Annotated in this window: 16 protein-coding genes; 12 read left to right on the forward strand and 4 right to left on the reverse strand. The window is 58.1% G+C overall.

Annotation, left to right across the window (positions count from 1 at the left end; all coding sequences use genetic code 11):
• Nucleotides 1-51: 51 nt before the first annotated feature.
• The 9 genes from ACR3EJ_RS08345 to ACR3EJ_RS08385 all read left to right on the forward strand — a co-directional run bounded on the left by ACR3EJ_RS08345 (nt 52) and on the right by ACR3EJ_RS08385 (nt 9387).
• On the forward strand, nt 52-762 hold the full coding sequence (locus tag ACR3EJ_RS08345; RefSeq protein WP_170545514.1) for a VIT1/CCC1 transporter family protein: 711 nt from the start codon (nt 52-54) through the stop codon (nt 760-762).
• 59 nt (nt 763-821) lie between these two features.
• The gene (locus tag ACR3EJ_RS08350; RefSeq protein ID WP_480422909.1) at nt 822-992 is read left to right on the forward strand and encodes a hypothetical protein; all 171 of its coding nucleotides are present in this window, start codon (nt 822-824) and stop codon (nt 990-992) included.
• Between the two features lie 15 nt (nt 993-1007).
• Complete coding sequence (locus ACR3EJ_RS08355; RefSeq protein ID WP_480422910.1) at nt 1008-1556, forward strand: Rossmann-fold NAD(P)-binding domain-containing protein; 549 nt, start codon at nt 1008-1010, stop codon at nt 1554-1556.
• 116 nt (nt 1557-1672) lie between these two features.
• The gene (locus ACR3EJ_RS08360; protein WP_260023074.1) at nt 1673-1801 is read left to right on the forward strand and encodes a DoxX-like family protein; all 129 of its coding nucleotides are present in this window, start codon (nt 1673-1675) and stop codon (nt 1799-1801) included.
• Entirely contained in the window at nt 1801-2280 is a 480-nt protein-coding gene (locus ACR3EJ_RS08365; protein WP_170545510.1) for a DUF2269 domain-containing protein, read from the forward strand. The genes ACR3EJ_RS08360 and ACR3EJ_RS08365 overlap by 1 nt, the downstream gene beginning before the upstream one ends.
• A gap of 101 nt (nt 2281-2381) precedes the next feature.
• On the forward strand, nt 2382-5090 hold the full coding sequence (locus ACR3EJ_RS08370) for a DUF2339 domain-containing protein (RefSeq protein WP_170545507.1): 2709 nt from the start codon (nt 2382-2384) through the stop codon (nt 5088-5090).
• Between the two features lie 164 nt (nt 5091-5254).
• Complete coding sequence (gene ileS / locus ACR3EJ_RS08375) at nt 5255-8248, forward strand: isoleucine--tRNA ligase (protein ID WP_170545504.1); 2994 nt, start codon at nt 5255-5257, stop codon at nt 8246-8248.
• A gap of 136 nt (nt 8249-8384) precedes the next feature.
• Nucleotides 8385-8843: a methylated-DNA--[protein]-cysteine S-methyltransferase gene (locus ACR3EJ_RS08380; RefSeq protein ID WP_170545867.1), complete on the forward strand. Its 459-nt coding sequence runs from the start codon at nt 8385-8387 to the stop codon at nt 8841-8843.
• 76 nt (nt 8844-8919) lie between these two features.
• Nucleotides 8920-9387 (forward strand): hypothetical protein, encoded by a 468-nt coding sequence (locus ACR3EJ_RS08385; protein WP_170477383.1) that lies wholly within the window; start codon nt 8920-8922, stop codon nt 9385-9387.
• On the opposite strand, the gene ACR3EJ_RS08390 is transcribed toward ACR3EJ_RS08385, so the two are convergent.
• The 4 genes from ACR3EJ_RS08390 to fsa form a co-directional block, all read right to left on the reverse strand.
• Nucleotides 9372-10085: a CDP-alcohol phosphatidyltransferase family protein gene (locus tag ACR3EJ_RS08390; protein ID WP_170545501.1), complete on the reverse strand. Its 714-nt coding sequence runs from the start codon at nt 10083-10085 to the stop codon at nt 9372-9374. The genes ACR3EJ_RS08385 and ACR3EJ_RS08390 overlap by 16 nt on opposite strands.
• 54 nt (nt 10086-10139) lie before the next feature.
• A complete protein-coding gene (locus tag ACR3EJ_RS08395; RefSeq protein WP_170545498.1) occupies nt 10140-11060 on the reverse strand; it encodes a tyrosine recombinase XerC in 921 nt (306 codons plus the stop codon).
• Nucleotides 11057-11764: a DUF484 family protein gene (locus tag ACR3EJ_RS08400; RefSeq protein WP_170477375.1), complete on the reverse strand. Its 708-nt coding sequence runs from the start codon at nt 11762-11764 to the stop codon at nt 11057-11059. The genes ACR3EJ_RS08395 and ACR3EJ_RS08400 overlap by 4 nt, the downstream gene beginning before the upstream one ends.
• A gap of 196 nt (nt 11765-11960) precedes the next feature.
• The gene (gene fsa / locus ACR3EJ_RS08405; protein ID WP_010438122.1) at nt 11961-12614 is read right to left on the reverse strand and encodes a fructose-6-phosphate aldolase; all 654 of its coding nucleotides are present in this window, start codon (nt 12612-12614) and stop codon (nt 11961-11963) included.
• A gap of 88 nt (nt 12615-12702) precedes the next feature.
• Here fsa and ACR3EJ_RS08410 point away from each other — a divergent pair, with 88 nt between their 5' ends.
• From ACR3EJ_RS08410 to ACR3EJ_RS08420, 3 genes are all read left to right on the forward strand, one after another.
• Nucleotides 12703-14898, forward strand: coding sequence for a primosomal protein N' (locus tag ACR3EJ_RS08410; RefSeq protein WP_170545495.1), 2196 nt, complete (start codon nt 12703-12705; stop codon nt 14896-14898).
• A gap of 79 nt (nt 14899-14977) precedes the next feature.
• The gene (locus ACR3EJ_RS08415) at nt 14978-16210 is read left to right on the forward strand and encodes an MFS transporter (RefSeq protein WP_170545492.1); all 1233 of its coding nucleotides are present in this window, start codon (nt 14978-14980) and stop codon (nt 16208-16210) included.
• 68 nt (nt 16211-16278) lie between these two features.
• On the forward strand, nt 16279-17157 hold the full coding sequence (locus ACR3EJ_RS08420) for a 50S ribosomal protein L11 methyltransferase (protein WP_170545489.1): 879 nt from the start codon (nt 16279-16281) through the stop codon (nt 17155-17157).
• Nucleotides 17158-17168 lie beyond the last annotated feature (11 nt).

A 17168-nucleotide genomic window follows, 5' to 3' on the forward strand; every position in this document is an offset into this window, starting at 1 on the left:
GGCGCAAGGCCACAATAGCATGGATCCGTCATAAAAAAGTCGGAGCAAGCCATGACCGATCACGGCCACAGCCAGCAAGAGATTATCGAACGGATCCATGCCCCGCCTGGACGTGGTGTGTTGCGTGATGTGGTCTATGGCGGCATCGATGGATCGGTCACCACGTTCGCCATCGTCGCCGGTGTCGCGGGGGCGGGGCTATCGCCATTTGTCATCGTAGCGCTCGGGTTGGCCAATGTGCTGGCGGATGGGTTCTCGATGGCGGCAGGCAACTATTCTGGCACCAAGGCTGAGATCGACAACATCCATCGCATCCGCGCCATCGAGGAACAGCATATCAGGCTTTATCCGGACGGAGAGCGAAAGGAAGTACGCGAAATCCTTACGCAAAAAGGTCTGTCGGGCCGCGTGTTGGACGAGGCCACGGATGAGATCACCTCAAACCACGACAATTGGATTAACCTGATGATCGAGGGCGAATACGGGTTAGGCAGCGTCGACCCGCACCCGATGAAAGCCGCAATGGCGACGTTCTTTGCCTTTCTGGTCGCGGGTATGATTCCACTGCTGCCATTCCTTTTCTCGATTGAAGGTGCGTTTACCGTTTCGGCCTGGATGACGGCAGGTGTATTCTTTGCCATCGGAGCCATGAAAAGCCGCTGGTCCCTTGCGCCTTGGTGGCGATCCGGAGCCGAAACACTTCTGATCGGTGGTCTGGCCGCTGCGATCGCATTCTTGGTCGGTTCCCTGTTCCATCCCTGATCGGTGCTGTTGTCGCAGACAGCTCAATCAAGCTGGTCGCAGGCGTTTGATCCGTCAGGGTGACGAAAACACGTGTGGGTCATCCTGTGGCAGCAAAGTTGAATGAAAAAACAGTATTGGTGCTGGGCGCCTATGGTTTCATCGGCGCGGCTGTTGTTCGGGCGCTGCATGCGGATGGTCTCGCGGTCAAGGGCCTTATACGCAGCCGAAAGACAGCGGGACGTGTCTAGCCCGAGGTTGATCTGGTGTCGGGCGACCTGCGAGATTTTAGATCAGCCGGGGACTGGAGGCCACTCCTCCCAGGTGTCGATGTTGTGGTGAATTGCGCCGGGGCGCTGCAGGCTGGGGGGAAGGATGATCTGCGCGCCGTGCATTACACGGCTATTGCATCGCTGGGACAGGCTTGTGCCGAGGAAGGCGTTTCAATCGTCCAGGTCTCGGCAATCGGGGCCGACACCGATGCCTCGACCGAGTTCATGCGCTCCAAGGCGGACGGGGATGCGGCCCTACGCGCAACTGGCGCGACTTTGTGGTGCTTCAAGCCCGGGTTGGTGATCGGACAGAGCGATTATGGCGGCACGGCACTGTTGCGGATGCTGGCGGCAGTGCCTTTCCTACAGCCGGTCGCCTTTCCTGCAACTCCGGTGCAATGTGTCGGGATGCGAGACCTGTGCGCCGCCGTCTTGTCTGCCATTCGTGACGATCTGCCGCCAGGTAGCTATGATCTGGTGGAAGATACGCCGCAACCGCTGTCGCGGGTTTTGTCAGTGACACGACACTGGCTTGGCTTTTAGCCTGCACACTTAACCATCACGATGCCACCATCGGTAACCAAAGCAGTCGCCGCCGTGGCTGATCTGCTTGGGTACATTGGGCGGCCCGCGTTTGTTTGGCTCAAGCCGCGATCGCCATGTTTTATTTGATCGCCGCAACGTTGATGGCACCAGAGCTTTGGCTAGATCCGCTGGGACCATTGGTCAAAATCGCGCCCGCATTGATGCTGTCATTGGTTGCTCGACCCATGTTGGAGAGCCGCTAATGGACCCGGACCTGTTTCTGCGCTGGCTGCATGTGATCGGAGCGTGTGTTCTGTTGGGAACAGGCGCGGGCATCGCCTTTTTCATGCTGATGGCGCATCGAACAGCAGACGCGAGGATTATCGCCCATACTGCAGGTATCGTGGTGTTGGCCGACATGATTTTCACCGCAACCGCGGTCGTACTACAGCCTGTGACGGGCGCACTGTTGGAATGGCGCTTAGGCTGGTCTCTGACAGAGGATTGGATCGTGGCGTCTGTGCTGCTTTATATTCTGACCGGCCTGTTCTGGTTGCCTGTGGTTTGGATACAAATCAGGCTGCGGGATTATGCAAGACTGGCCAATCACGATGGGACTGCTTTGCCGGTTGCATATTTCCGATTGTTCCGCCTTTGGTTCGCCTGCGGCATTCCGGCCTTTGTTGCTGTGCTGACAATCGTCTGGTTGATGCTGGCGCGCCCCGACTTGGCGCTGTTTTAGGCAGGCTTGCAAAGCAACATACGGTAATCATGTGGATTTCCTTACTATAAACCTGCCGATCACCGCGATACGTTTGATGTATCCTACCTCGGAGGTTTCGGTTGGAATCCTTGCTTGTTCTCATTGGCCTGATCGTTCTGGCCATTCCTGTTTCGATCATCGTATTGCTGGTTGGCCAGTCGCGGTTGCGCAAACGGGTAGAACAGCTTGAGCAGCAACTTGCAGGGCAAATGCCAGAAAGCACTGCTGAGGCACCCAAAACGTCCCGATCAGAACCCACAACCGTGCAAGCTAAGCCTGCGCCTTGGGCAGCGGCAAAAGCTTCAACCACCACCGACGAAGGTCTAACGGAGACACCGCTAGCTCCCGAGATTAAAGATCCTCCAGCCAGTATCGTATTTCGCGAAGAAAAAATCGCAGCGCTGGGCGCGTGGTTGCGCGAGAACTGGTTCTACGCGGTATCGGCGCTTTCACTGGCGTTGGCGGGGATCTTTCTGGTTCAGTATGGGGTCGAAAACGGGTTGTTGCCCCCCACTGCGCGGGTCGCTGCGGCGCTGGTCTTTGGCTTGCTGCTGATCGGCGCGGGTGAGGTGATCCGCCGTCGGTTCGGCGATGATGAGGAGGCCTCAACCGCTTATCTCCCATCGGTATTTTCAGGCGCAGGGCTGGTAACCCTGTTCGGCGGCATTCTGGCGGCACGCCAGCTTTATGATCTGATCGGGCCCGAGGCGGCGTTGGCCGGGTTGATTGTCATCGCGCTGTTCGGGCTCGTGTTGGGTTGGTTCCATGGGCCGCTATTGGCGGCTGTTGGTCTGATCGGAGCTTTTGCCGCCCCCTTTGCCGTGGGTGGTTCCTCGGATGATCCGAACTGGCTCTACGGTTACTTTTTCATAATCGCCGTATTGGGTCTGGGAATTGATACAGTAAGGCGTTGGGCGTGGATTTCGGTGTTGACCCTAATTGGCGCCTATGGGGCCGCGTTTCTGCTGGTACTGTCTTCGCCGTCGACCGAGCCCGGGTATTTAACCTGCGTCACGGCACTGGCGATCATTGCGATTGCGATACCCATACGGCGTATCTGGCCAAACCACTCTGGTGCGATGGTGACCGAGATTATCCGACGCCGGAAAGGAGAACCATGGCCCGAGTTTCCAACTCGGATTGCCTTTGGTGCGGTACTTGTTTCCTCAGTAATTTTGTCGCTGCATTGGCCAGATTCAGGTGGTGAATTCTGGTTGGGCGTCGCGCTGTTCACAGGCTTGGTATTGGCGCTGATGCTCTGGGCAAAGAATGCACGGGCATTACAGGATGTGACCGCATTCCCAGCACTGGGACTAATCTGGTTTGTCTTGGTGCACGGGTTGGATGGAGGCGCAGTATGGCTTCGCTTTGTGGATACTTATGCGGAAACAGCCGAGGCAGATTATCCTTGGAGCGTCACGCAATTGGTGGCCTTAGGCGCTTTGGTCACTTTGATTGCAGCTTGGCGATCCTTGCACGCGGGGCGCTATGCCGTGGTCTGGGCCGGAGGGGCGGCGATATTCGCTCCGGCCCTGGCGATCGCGCTTGAGGTCGGATGGCAGCCTGCTGAGGTATTAGGAGCCTACCCATGGGCGCTACATGCCATCGCTTTGGGCGCGATGATGGTAGTTCTGGCCGAACGGTTCGCGCGGGTCGATGGTGAAAACCGGATGCGCCCAGCCTTGGCGACTCTGTCCGCGCTTTCTTGTCTCAGCTTTGCCTGCATTATTGTGCTCAGTTCGGCTTCTTTAACCGTGGCGCTTGTCGCCATGATCGTTGTGGCCGCCGCGTTGGACAGACGATTTGAACTGCCTCCGATGAGCTGGTTCATCTGGGCAGGCGTATTCACCGTCACAGTCCGACTGGTGTTGGACCCAGGGCTTGTTTGGGCCGAAAGCGCTCCATTGCTCGAAATGACGTTGGTCTATTCGGCTGCGGTTGTCGGGTTCATTGTGGGCTGGACGTTACTGAAGCCCCTAGACCGCCCGAATGCTTCATTGCTCCTTGAAAGCGCGGCCTGGGCGACAGCGGGGATACTGCTATCGCTGCTGTTGCTGCGCTGGCTGGAAAGTTTCGGCGAAAGCGGTGCCACCAACAGCCACTGGGGGCTGGGATTGCTTGCGGTCATCTGGCTGCTGCTGGCTTTCGCACAGGTGCAACGGTTCAAGTTGGGCGGTAAGTTAAACTATCTGCGCTACGCCTTGGCTGCTTTCTTCGGTGCGCATGGTGTGTATCGCCTGGGTCAGGCGTTGTCAGAAGCCAACCCGCTGCTCAACCCGTTTGCGGACCCGGTACTGGGCCCACCGGTTTTGAACACGCTCGCCGTTGCCTATTTGTTGCCCGCGCTGGCAATTGGTTTCTCGGCCTGGCGTGTCGTTACACAGCCAGTTCTGCTGAAACAGATCAGCTATGGAGCAGCCACTGCTCTGGCAACTGTTTGGCTGGGATTAGCGATCCGGCATGTCTGGCAGGGCGCGGGCGGTATGTATGAAGGCAACGGCGTCACTCAGCCCGAGCTTTATACTTATACAATCACGTTGTTGGTGGTCGGAGCGGCGTTGTTTTATCAATCACTGGCCCGCCACTCTGATTTGATGCGCAAGGCTGGCTTGGCTGTTATCGGGTTGGCGGTGGCGAAGGTATTTCTGATCGATATCGCTGGATTGGGGGGGCTGATCCGCGTCTTTTCTCTGCTTGCGTTAGGGCTCGCGCTGGCAGGGCTGGCATGGCTCAATCGCTGGGCCAAGCTGCGCCATTCGCCTCAGGATGCGGAACCTCTGGACCATTGAGGGCGGGCGTCCTATAAGCGCGGCCATGTTTGACCGTCTGGCCATCATTATTCGAATTATATCCCCGGCGCTCTGATATCGCGAGACGCCGGGCAAAGGTGCTTGAGATATCGCACTGACCGCTTCGATCCATACACGACAAGATCATCCTGAGGACGCCCCAAATGTGCGCCGACACACCCCAAACACCTGACTACAAAGACACGCTGAACCTGCCCAAGACTGAATTCCCGATGCGAGCTGGCCTGCCCAAGCGCGAGCCTGCATGGCTGGAGCGCTGGGAAAAGATTGGTGTCTATGACCGCTTGCGCGAGAAAGAGGGCCGTGAGCCCTTCACGCTGCACGATGGCCCCCCCTATGCGAATGGGCATCTGCATATCGGTCACGCGCTGAACAAGACCATCAAGGACATGATCGTGCGGTCGCATCAGATGATGGGTTTTGACTCGCGTTATGTGCCCGGCTGGGACTGCCACGGCTTACCGATCGAATGGAAGATCGAGGAACAGTACCGTAAGAAGGGCAAGAACAAGGATGAGGTGAACATCGTCGACTTCCGTCAGGAATGCCGCAAGTTCGCCGAAGGTTGGATCGACATTCAGCGCGAAGAGTTCAAACGTCTGGGCATCACCGGCAACTGGCCCGATCCCTACATCACCATGGACTATCACGCCGAAGCCGTGATCGCTGACGAGTTCATGAAATTCCTGATGAACGGCACGCTTTATCAGGGCTCGAAACCCGTCATGTGGTCGCCCATCGAAAAAACCGCGCTGGCCGAGGCCGAGGTCGAATATCACGACAAGGAAAGCTTCACCATCTGGGTGAGTTTCAAGGTTGCAGGTATTGACGTTGTTGGCTCTCACTCCAATGGCATGATTGTGAGTACTGCGGCTGAAGAAGCTGAAACTCTCAGAGAGCTTGAAAGTCTTGCCAATGATCTCAAAGACGCCTTTGTTGTGATCTGGACCACAACACCTTGGACCATGCCATCAAACAAGGCCGTGGTTTACGGTAAGGATATCTCCTATGGCTTGTACGAAGTCACCGGGACACCGGAAGAGTGCTGGGCCAACGTGGGCGACAAGTTCCTGCTAGCCGACAACTTGGCTGCCGATGTTTTGGGCCGTGCGCGCTTGAACGATGATCAATGGAAACGTGTTCGGGACGTTGACCCGAGTGTCATCACAGGCCTTGCCCACCCGCTGGCCGGGGCCGAAGGTGGCAATGGCGAATGGGACGACATCCGCGACTTCCGTGCCGCTGAATTCGTGACCGATACCGAAGGCACCGGTTTTGTCCATTGCGCGCCCTCGCACGGTATGGAGGAATTCGAGCTATATCGCGATCTGGGCATGCTGGAACAGGTCATCACCTATAACGTAATGGACGATGGCTCTTTCCGCGCTGATCTTCCGTTCTTCGGCGGCAAATACATCCTGTCCCGCAAGGGCGGCGAGGGTGATGCGAATAAAGCCGTCATCGACAAGCTAGCTGAGGTCGGCGGGCTGCTGGCGCGCGGCAAGATCAAGCACAGCTATCCGCATTCATGGCGCTCAAAGGCTCCGATCATCTATCGCAACACGCCGCAGTGGTTTGCATCGGTTGACCGCAAGCTGGAGGACGGCATGGGCGAGATGGGCGACACCATCCGTGAACGCGCCCTGCGGTCTATCGATGAGTTGGTCAAGTGGACCCCACAAACGGGCCGCAACCGCCTGTATTCGATGATCGAGGCGCGCCCGGACTGGGTACTGTCACGCCAACGCGCGTGGGGTGTGCCGCTGACCTGCTTCACCAAGAAGGGGGCTTTGCCCACCGACGCGGATTATCTGTTGCGCAACGCAGATCTGAACGCCCGTATCAAGGCAGCGTTCGAGAAAGACGGCGCAGATGTCTGGTACACGGACGGGTTCAAAGAAAAGATTCTCGACGGAATCGTCAACCCGGACGAGTACGATCAGGTGTTCGACGTGCTGGACGTATGGTTCGATTCGGGCTCGACCCACGCCTTCGTTTTGCGTGATCGTGAGGACGGGACCGAGGACGGTATTGCTGACGTTTATATGGAAGGTACTGACCAGCACCGCGGCTGGTTCCATTCTTCGATGCTGCAGGCATGTGGCACCAAGGGCCGTGCGCCCTATCGCAATGTGGTGACCCACGGTTTCACCTTGGATGCCAAAGGCAACAAGATGTCCAAATCGCTGGGCAACACCATCGTGCCGGAAGAGGTCGTAAAGCAATACGGCGCCGATATCCTGCGTCTGTGGGTGGCCCAGACCGACTACACCGCCGATCAGCGGATCGGGCCGGAAATCCTGAAAGGCACCGCCGACAGCTATCGCCGCCTGCGCAACACCATGCGCTTCATGTTGGGCTCGCTTGCCGATTTCACCGAAGCCGACCGCGTCGCGCCAGAGGATATGCCACGTCTGGAGCGCTGGGTGCTGAGCCGTCTGGCTGATCTGGATGAGCAGGTGCGCAAGGGTTATGCCTCGTTCGACTTCCAGGGTGTTTTCAGCGCCGTGTTCACCTTTGCCACTGTCGATCTGTCGTCCTTCTACTTCGACGTCCGCAAGGACGCGTTGTACTGTGACGGCGACAGCCAGCGCCGCCGTGCTGCGCGCACGGTTCTGGATATCCTGTTCCACCGCCTGACCACATGGCTGGCCCCGGTGCTGGTCTTCACCATGGAAGAGGTTTGGCTGGAACGATTCCCGGCCGATGACAGCTCGGTCCATCTGGTCGATTTCCCTGAAACGCCCATCGACTGGCGCCATGAAGAACTGGAAGCCAGCATGGCCAAAGTCCGCCGTGTCCGCCGTGCTGTGACCGCAGCGCTGGAAATTCAGCGTCAAGACAAGGTGATCGGATCCAGCCTTGAGGCCGCTCCGATCGTGTATGTCGAAGATCAGGAAACCCGCGATCTGCTGGCATCCTTCGACGTGGATGATATGTGCATCACCTCCGGCCTGGCCGTCACAGGCGATCCGGCCCCCGCCGAGGCGTTCCGGGTTCCGGAAATCGAAGGCGTCGCCGTGGTCTTCGAAAAGGCCCAGGGCGACAAATGCCAGCGGTGCTGGAAAATCCTGCCCGATGTGGGGTTGCATGCCCATCCGGGCGTGTGCGGGCGCTGTAACGAAGCGCTGAGCTGACACACAAACGGAGCGCGTAGGAGAGTTCGCTGATGCGAGGCTCTGCCTCGCGCTCCGAGGTATTTTTGGCCAGGTGAAAGGCGGATCGTCAGGATTCGGGTTGCAGGTGTGGCGAAACATCTGCAACCGTTCTCGTATGCCGATGATCGCCGCAGAAACTCAGTTTGGTTGCCTTGGTGTCGAAGAGATCGATGGCGCCATTACACGGCTTGTCTGGAATGGCCGAGACGAAGGCCTGGCCACCCCGGTTCTGCAAGAGGCGGCGGCGCAATTGCGCGCTTATGACGAAGGGCGTTTGCAGCAGTTCGATCTGCCCTACCGGATCAAGGGGTCGGAATTTCAGCGTCGCGTGTGCGATGCGATGTATGCCATCCCGTTCGGGGATACGCGCACCTATGGCGAGTTGGCCAACGAGCTTGGATACTCGGCGCAGGCGGTTGGGCGGGGATGCGGTGGGAATCCCATCCCGATCATCATTCCCTGTCACCGGGTTCTGGGCGCGGATGGCAAGATGGTTGGGTTTTCAGGGCATGGTGGAGTAGAGACCAAAGTGGCTCTGCTGCGTCACGAAGGTGCAGCCAGCCTGTTGATCTGATCCGCACTTACCTGTTGCATTCAGAGCGACACGGCCCCAACCTATATCAAATAGTGAATTTGAAGGACCGAATTGCATGACCGGCCAGACAGATCCCGCCGTACGTAAGAAAGCCATTGTTGATCATTTGATGTCTTTGGAAGAACAGGAACTGGCAACCGCACAGGCGCATTATGATGCCTTTCTGAAGGATTCCCAACTGGATGACCGGGAAGGGCATGACAAGGATGATATCGCAGCATCACGCGAGAATGCCGATCTGGCCGCTGCCTTTGACGCGCCCGTTCATGCGCATCATGCGAAGATAGACGTGATCGAGAATACCGACTTCAGCCTCACGGACACGGTGCAGCCCGGCGCGGTGATCAAGTTTAACAATCGCCGCTTCGTCGTATGTGTCTCAACGACTCGGTTTGACGTGGACGGCAAAACCTACATGGGTATTTCGACCCAAAGCCCGATCTATCTGGCCATGGTCGGACTGCAAGAAGGTGATGTGTTCACCCATAACGGGACTGAGTTTGAGGTTCAGGAAGTCTTGTAATCCCTGGCTTTGCGCGGAGGGATGATTTGCTGCGCAATTCCTGCTGAAACCAGATACAGGCTGGTGATCACCAGCCCCCAATGGGCCCAGCTTTCAGGGTGAAAGTCGACCCAGGCGGCCCAGCCTGCAAAGAAGGTCCACGCAAAAGCCATCGGCAGGGACAAGGTGCGCCAACGCTCGGTTCGGACCGGGTGAATGAATTTCAGCGGCAGGAACATTGCGACTGACAGCAAGGAGACCAGCAGCAGGATGACCCAGAAGTTGGGCTCCAAAGCGAAGATCACGATGACGAACATGTTCCAGCAGCCCGGAAAGCCGGAGAAGGAATTGTCCTTTGTTTTCATGCGTGTATCCGCAAAATACATCGCGCTGGCAAAGGTGATGACGATGATAGCGAACCAGCCGGTCCAGCCATCCATCAGTCCTGACTTAAACAAGGCGAAAGCGGGAATGAACACATAGGTCAGATAGTCGATGATCAGATCCAGCAACACGCCGTCAAACTCTGGTGCGTTCTTTTTGACGTGATAGTGCCTCGCCAGCGGGCCATCGATTCCGTCCACGATGAACGAGACGACCAGCCAGAGATACATCAGGCTCCATTTCTCTTCGACTGCGGCCAACATGGCGAGCATTGCGAAAACGGCACCTGTGGCGGTGAAGAGATGAACGGAAAGCGCTTTGAATCTAAGTGTCATGGTGGTGTCATGACGGAAGCAAGGCGCAGATGCAAAGCAAAAAGGGTCTTTGCTTCAGGCTTTTGGGTGCGTGCGGTTGTAGACTTCCATCAACCGTGCCGTATCGACGGCGGTATAGGTCTGTGTGGTCGAAAGTGAGGCGTGTCCCAAAAGCTCCTGAATCGCGCGCAGGTCACCACCTGCTGACAGTAAATGAGTGGCAAAGCTGTGACGCATTGCGTGCGGGGTAGCAGTGGCAGGCAAGCCAAGCTGCATTCGCGCTTTGGCGACCACGGCCTGAATGATCCCGGGGTTCAGAGGGCCGCTCCGAACGCCTCGAAACAGCGGGGCATCAGGTGTTTGCGGATGCGGACATAGCCGGAGATAGCGATCAACTGCTGCCCTAGCGGCCGGAAGAACCGGCACGATTCGTTCTTTGCCGCCTTTCCCTGAAATGCGCAGAGTATCCGGCAGGGGCGCATCCGATCCGGTCAGGGAAAGTGCCTCGGAAATGCGAAGCCCACAACCGTATAGGAGTGTTACGACCGCGACATCCCGGGCGGCAACCCAACCGGAAGATGATTGCAACTCGACCGTTTCGATCATGGCGCGGGCTGCGTCTTCGGCCAGAGGGCGCGGCAATTTCTTAGTAAATTTAGGCGCGCGTGTGGACAGGACAGCGGTCGGCTCGAACCCTTCGCGCTCAGCCAGCCAACGATAGAAGTTTTTGACCGCAGACAGTTTGCGCGCCAGAGATCGCGCGCCGACGTCTGAATTGCGCTGATCCGCCATCCAAGCCCGCATATCCGAAACGGTAATACGTTCCAGTGCTGCCAGCCCTTGGCGCTCGCTGTGATGGAGGGTCATGAAGGACAGGAATTCGGTCACGTCACCGCGATAGGCCTCGAGCGTATTCTCTGATCGCCCAGCGAGCGCCCCCAGACTGTCCAGCCAATGCTGCAAAGCATCGCGACAGGCTGGGGAGATCAGGCTCATGACAACCAGTGGCGCATCGAGCGTTCAAAGACACCGGCAAAGAAGGCAAGAAGATCTGTGCCAAGCTGAGGTGAGAAATGCCGTGGGTCGTTGGCACCCATGACAATCATGCCGGGCAAGCGTCCCGCGCCGAGATCAAGTTTGAGGCAGGCTTCGGATTGCAGTTGATCGGCCTGTTCACCGTAGACTTGAGGGTTGGGATAGCGAATTTCGCGCAGCGTAACTTCGCGCGGTTGGCCATTGCGGTCCGAGGTCAGGTAACTGTCGATAAATCCGGGCTCGACCACGGTCAGAACACCACCAAGCTGGTTCACTACAGGATCGTCGCGCACGATAGTCGTTTCAAGAACCAATGTGATGTGATCGACACGCAGGATCTCGGCCACGTCATTGCCAAGCGCGCGCAAAAAATCTTCGAATACTGTGGGTTCGAGAAGCCGGAGAATGGCACGATGCACCTGATTTGTGCCTGCCAGATTTTCGTAAGCTGCTGCGATGACTGAGCGATGGGTATCCTCAAGCCGATCGAGCCGTGCCTCAAGGCGTTGCATGGCGATGCCGCGCAGATCAACGACATTGTCACCGCGGGCTTGTTCATTTGCCGCCACAAGGGCTTGCATCAGGTCTTTGTCATCCAGCACTGCGTCAGGCTCAGCCAGAATCGCGGCGCGGAGATTGTCCTTGAGTTTAGGATCGCTGCTCATGTCCCGTCCGGTCGTTTTTTGTTTTGGCGGGCTTATAACACGGGTTGACGGATTTGCCTTGGGAAAAATGCACGCGAAAGGCGAATTTCATCACTGCTGTGGCGGGAGCTCCCGCCAGCCATGCGCTGAATGAAATTCAGCTTTGGCCGTTGGGCCGGGCGCGGTGCCTGGCAGCACCGCGCGGCAACGCAAAGGATCAGAGAATTTTCTGACCTGTTTTGGCCCAGTCGGCCAAGAATGTTTCCAGACCTTTGTCGGTTAGTGGGTGGTCAGCCAGTTTTTTGATGACGCCCGGAGGAGCGGTAATCACGTCGGCCCCGATGCGGGCGCTATCGGTAACGTGGTTCACGGTACGGATCGAGGCGGCCAGGATTTCGGTTTCAAACCCGTAGTTGTCATAGACCTGACGGATATCTGCGATTAGGTCCATGCCGTCGAGGTTGATATCGTCAAGGCGTCCGATGAAGGGCGAGATGAAGGTCGCGCCCGCCTTGGCGGCCAGAATCGCCTGATTGGTCGAGAAGCAAAGGGTCACATTGACCATCTGGCCTTCGTCGGTCAGCGTTTTACAGGTTTTTAAACCCGCCCATGTCAGCGGTACTTTGACAGCAATGTTCGATGCAATCTTTGCCAGCTTGCGGCCTTCGGCGATCATGTCGTCGGCTTCGGTGGCGACAACTTCGGCCGAGACGGGGCCGTCGACCAGATCACAGATCTCTTTGGTGACTTCCAGAATGTCGCGGCCCGATTTCAGGATCAGCGAGGGGTTGGTGGTTACGCCGTCCACCATGCCCAGATCGTTCAGTTCGGCGATGGCGTCGATCTCGGCGGTGTCTACGAAGAATTTCATGAGGGCAGTCCTTTGATGGGTTGGCCTTGGTCGCGGATGGCTTTACCTCAAAGAGACCCATGCTGGAACCCCCTGCGAAGGATATGCCGTGAGCGCTAACGGATTTTTCGACGAAGGAGAGCTGGTTGCGGTGCTGACCACGCAACCGCTGGACCGGACGTTGGACTATAAAGCGCCCGAGGGCGGGTGCTTTCTTGGGGCGTTTGTCGAGGTGCCTTTGGGGCCACGCAGGGTGTTGGGTGTGGTGTGGGGGCCGGGGCAGGGCGGCTTCGATCTGAGCAAGGCGCGGTCGGTGATCCGGGTGCTTGAGGTTGCGCCGATGCGCGAGGAAATGCGCTTGTTTCTGGGGCGCGTAGCTGATTACACGCTGACACCGATGCCTGCGATGCTGCGCCTGGCGACGCGCGCGCCGGGGTTGGGTGAACCGCCGTCAATGCGCAAGGTTTATCGGCTGGGAGGCGCGGAACCGGATCGGATGACAGACGCCCGGACACGGGTGCTGGAGGTGCTGCGGGATTACGGTGGGCTGGCGTTCACACTGAAAGAACTGGCCGAGCAGGCGGGTGTAACCTCCTCCGTGGTCAAAGGACTGGTCAAACAAGGCGCTGTGCGGGAAGAGGACAGCCCGCGAGATCTGCCCTATCCCCATCTGGACCCTGATCTGCCGGGGAAAGACCTGACCGAGGATCAGGCAAAAGCCGTTGCGCGGCTTCAAGCCGGGCAGCGCACGGGTGACTATGGGACCACGCTGCTGAAGGGCGTGACGGGGTCGGGCAAAACCGAGGTTTATCTGGAAGCCGTGGCCGAGGCGCTGCGCAGGGGGCGGCAGGCTCTGGTTCTGCTACCCGAGATTGCGCTGACGGCTGAATTTCTGACCCGTGTCGAGGCACGTTTTGGTGCGCGTCCGGCGGAATGGCATTCGGGCGCAACAATGACAGAACGCCGTCGGGTCTGGCGAATGGTCGGGCAGGGGGCGGCCCAGCTGGTTGTGGGCGCTCGGTCGGCGCTGTTCCTGCCTTTCCGCGATCTGGGGCTGGTAGTGGTCGATGAAGAGCACGACACGTCTTACAAACAGGAAGATGGCGTGCATTACAGCGCACGCGATATGGCGGTGCTGCGGGCTTCGATCTGCGGGGCGCGTGTAGTTCTGGCCAGCGCGACGCCTTCGCTGGAAAGCTGGGCGAATGCCGAGGCTGGGAAGTATGAGCGTCTCGATCTGACCGCACGCTTTGGCGCGGCAGTCCTGCCCGAGATGAAGCCCATCGACATGCGAGCCGAGCAGATGCAAGCCGGATCGTGGATTTCACCCTCTCTTCGGCAAGCGGTGCAACAGCGTATCGAGCGCGCAGAGCAGTCGCTGCTGTTCATCAATCGCCGTGGCTATGCACCGGTGACTCTGTGCCGGGCATGTGGGGAACAGATTGCCTGCGATCATTGCGACGCGCGGATGGTGGAGCACCGGTTCCTGAAACGCCTGATGTGCCATCAATGTGGTGAGACCAAACCGATGCCCGAGACCTGCCCGTCCTGCGGGGTCGAGGGCAAGCTGGCACCGGTCGGGCCGGGGATTGAACGACTGGCCGAAGAGGCCGAGGCGACCTTCCCCGAGGCCAAGATCGCTATGCTCAGCTCTGACCTGTTTGGTTCGGCCCGTGCCTTGAAGGCCAAGATCGAAGAGATTGCCGAGGGCGATGCGGATATCGTTATCGGGACGCAACTGGTGGCCAAGGGGCATAACTTTCCCAAGCTGACGCTGGTGGGGGTGATCGATGCGGACCTCAGCCTGCACGGGGCCGACCTGCGCGCGGCCGAACGAACCTTTCAATTGATGCGGCAGGTTGCGGGCCGGGCAGGCCGTGCGGATAAACCAGGGCAGGCGTTGCTGCAGACCTTCCAGCCCGAGCATCCGGTGATCCGGGCGATCCTATCGGGCGATGAAGAAGGGTTCTGGAAGGCCGAAGCCGCTGGGCGTCAGGCCGCTGGGGTGCCGCCTTACGGCCGTATGGCCGGGATTGTCCTGTCGGGCCCCGAGGTTGGGCCGGTATTCGATATCGGCAATGCCATGGCGCGCAACGATGCACCGCTGCGCGACGTCGGGGCGCAGGTGTTTGGCCCGGCTCCGGCCCCCATCGCGCGCATACGTGGCCGTCACCGCGTCCGGCTTTTGGTCAAAGCCCCGAAAGGCGCGCCTATTCAGGACGCCATCGCCCGCTGGATTGCGCCATTGAAGTTGAAAGGCGATATCCGCCTGGCCGTGGATATCGATCCGCAAAGCTTCTACTGACCCCTGCACCAGTGCAGAGCCACTGTGCGCCAGCCGCTTTCCACTCGCCAAAAGGTGCAAATGGGCGTAAGGCAACCTCATGCTGAAACCCATGCCCTTGTCTGAGGCGCAGAGTCTTCCGCTCTGGCGCCGTCCTATGACGCTCTTGTTCGTGATGGCGTTGACCATGCCGATCGCGTTCAACGCGTGGAGTGCGTTGCTGAACAATTTTGTCATTGAGGCTGCGAATTTCGACGGGGCGGATATCGGTCTGTTGCACACGGTGCGCGAAATTCCGGGGTTTCTGGCCGTCGGAGTTATCGCAGTGATCATCTTCATCCGCGAGCAGGTTCTGGCCATGATCTCGTTGATGATGCTGGGCGCTGCAACTGCGGTGACCGCGTGGTTTCCAAGCCTTGGCGGTCTGTTGTTTGTCACTCTGTTCAGCTCAATCGGGTTTCACTACTACGAGACGGTGAATCAGTCGTTGCAACTGCAGTGGTTGCCCAAGGATCGTGCGCCACAGATTTTGGGCTGGCTGGTTGCGATGGGTTCGGCTGCGACGGCTGTGGTCTATGGCTTGATCGTGTTGACATGGGATCGGTTCGATCTGTCTTACAACTTCGTCTTCATGGCTGCTGGCGGCGTAACCGTTCTGCTTGCGCTGTTTTGTCTGATCGCATTTCCGCAGTTCGATTCGCCGACACCCCAGACCAAAAAGATCGTACTGCGCAGACGTTACTGGTTGTATTACGCCCTGCAATTCATGGCAGGCGCGCGGCGTCAGATTTTCATCGTTTTTGCGGGCTTCATGATGGTTGAGAAGTTCGGGTTTGAGGTGCACGAACTGACCAGCCTCTACCTCATCAACCTGATGATCAACATGGCCGCAGCGCCGATGTTGGGCAAAGCAGTTGCCAGATTCGGGGAACGCCGCACGCTGATCTTTGAATATACCGGCCTTGCAATCGTATTCGCAGCCTACGGTGGTATCTATTGGTTCGGTTGGGGCGTTTTGCTGGCGGCAATATTATATGTGATCGATCATGTTCTGTTTGCGCTGGCACTGGCACTGAAAACATACTTCCAAAAGATCGCCGATCCGGCAGATATTGCACCCACTGCGGCCGTTGCCTTTACCATTAACCATATCGCGGCAGTGTTCCTGCCTGCGCTATTGGGTCTGCTTTGGGTCATTTCACCGGGCGCCGTATTTGGTCTTGCCGCTGCGATGGCGATGGTGTCGTTGGGCTTGTCTCTTCTGATCCCACGGCATCCGGAGGCCGGGAACGAGACAATCCTGTCGAAATACGCCACTGCACCCGCCGAGTAGTCACCGGCGCTTGACCTCGGCGCCGCGCCGCCCTACGCGCAGGGGCAGCTTGAGACAGGAGGCCCCCCATGCCCACATTCACCGCACTGACCACACTGACCGGCAGAGTAGCAGCCGGAGGTCTGGGCGAGGCGATGGAACGTCTGAACCCGGAGCCCACCGGTGTGGGGGTGTTTGAGGTCGAGGATGGCTCGGGCCTATGGGAGATCGGCGGGTACTTTACTGAAGCACCAGACGAGACCGCGTTGGCCGTTTTGGCTGCAGCATTTGAGGCCAAGCCATTCGTCGTCTCAGAGCTTCCCGAAACTGACTGGGTTGCACATGTACGTCGCGAACTGGCCCCGGTCGAAGCAGGTCGTTTTTTTGTATATGGCAGCCACGACGCAGACAAGCTGCCCGATGGTCGTATTCCATTGTTGATTGAAGCCGCGATGGCCTTTGGCACGGGGCATCATGGAACGACCTTAGGATGTCTCAAAGCTCTGGACTTTCTTCTGGATGAAGGCTTCGCGGCCACCAAAGTTGCCGATATCGGTTGCGGTACTGCCGTGCTGGCGATGGCCGCGGCTCGGGTTTGGGATGGCGATATCATCGCCAGTGATATTGATGAGGTTGCTGTTGACGTGGCCGAGGCCAATCTGAGGGCAAACGGTATGGCAGGAGCCGTGAAATGTGTCGAAGCCGCGGGATTCGATCATCCCGACCTGAATGAACATGCGCCTTATGACCTGATATTTGCAAACATTCTCAAAGGACCCCTGGTCACGCTTTCACCAGAGATATCGGCGAATCTGCGGGTAGGCGGACACGCAATCCTATCGGGAATCCTCAACGAACAAGCTGATGATGTGCTCACAGTTTATATTCAAAATGGCTTCAATCAGGTGCGCAGGAGTGAGATTGGTGAGTGGACGACGCTAATCTTAAGCAAACGGGGCGAAAGCTAGGCCATTTGCGG

The organism is Ruegeria sp. AB11 (assembly GCF_056536325.1).

Excerpts from the sequence above, each read along its gene's own strand:
- ACR3EJ_RS08345 (WP_170545514.1), top strand. The coding sequence starts at position 52 with ATGACCGATCACGGCCACAGCCAGCAAGAGATTATCGAACGGATCCAT.
- ACR3EJ_RS08360 (WP_260023074.1), top strand. The coding sequence starts at position 1,673 with ATGTTTTATTTGATCGCCGCAACGTTGATGGCACCAGAGCTTTGGCTA.
- ACR3EJ_RS08365 (WP_170545510.1), top strand. The coding sequence starts at position 1,801 with ATGGACCCGGACCTGTTTCTGCGCTGGCTGCATGTGATCGGAGCGTGT.
- ileS (WP_170545504.1), top strand. The coding sequence starts at position 5,255 with ATGTGCGCCGACACACCCCAAACACCTGACTACAAAGACACGCTGAAC.
- ACR3EJ_RS08380 (WP_170545867.1), top strand. The coding sequence starts at position 8,385 with ATGCCGATGATCGCCGCAGAAACTCAGTTTGGTTGCCTTGGTGTCGAA.
- ACR3EJ_RS08385 (WP_170477383.1), top strand. The coding sequence starts at position 8,920 with ATGACCGGCCAGACAGATCCCGCCGTACGTAAGAAAGCCATTGTTGAT.
- ACR3EJ_RS08390 (WP_170545501.1), bottom strand. The coding sequence starts at position 10,085 with ATGACACTTAGATTCAAAGCGCTTTCCGTTCATCTCTTCACCGCCACA.
- ACR3EJ_RS08395 (WP_170545498.1), bottom strand. The coding sequence starts at position 11,060 with ATGAGCCTGATCTCCCCAGCCTGTCGCGATGCTTTGCAGCATTGGCTG.
- ACR3EJ_RS08400 (WP_170477375.1), bottom strand. The coding sequence starts at position 11,764 with ATGAGCAGCGATCCTAAACTCAAGGACAATCTCCGCGCCGCGATTCTG.
- fsa (WP_010438122.1), bottom strand. The coding sequence starts at position 12,614 with ATGAAATTCTTCGTAGACACCGCCGAGATCGACGCCATCGCCGAACTG.
- ACR3EJ_RS08415 (WP_170545492.1), top strand. The coding sequence starts at position 14,978 with ATGCTGAAACCCATGCCCTTGTCTGAGGCGCAGAGTCTTCCGCTCTGG.
- ACR3EJ_RS08420 (WP_170545489.1), top strand. The coding sequence starts at position 16,279 with ATGCCCACATTCACCGCACTGACCACACTGACCGGCAGAGTAGCAGCC.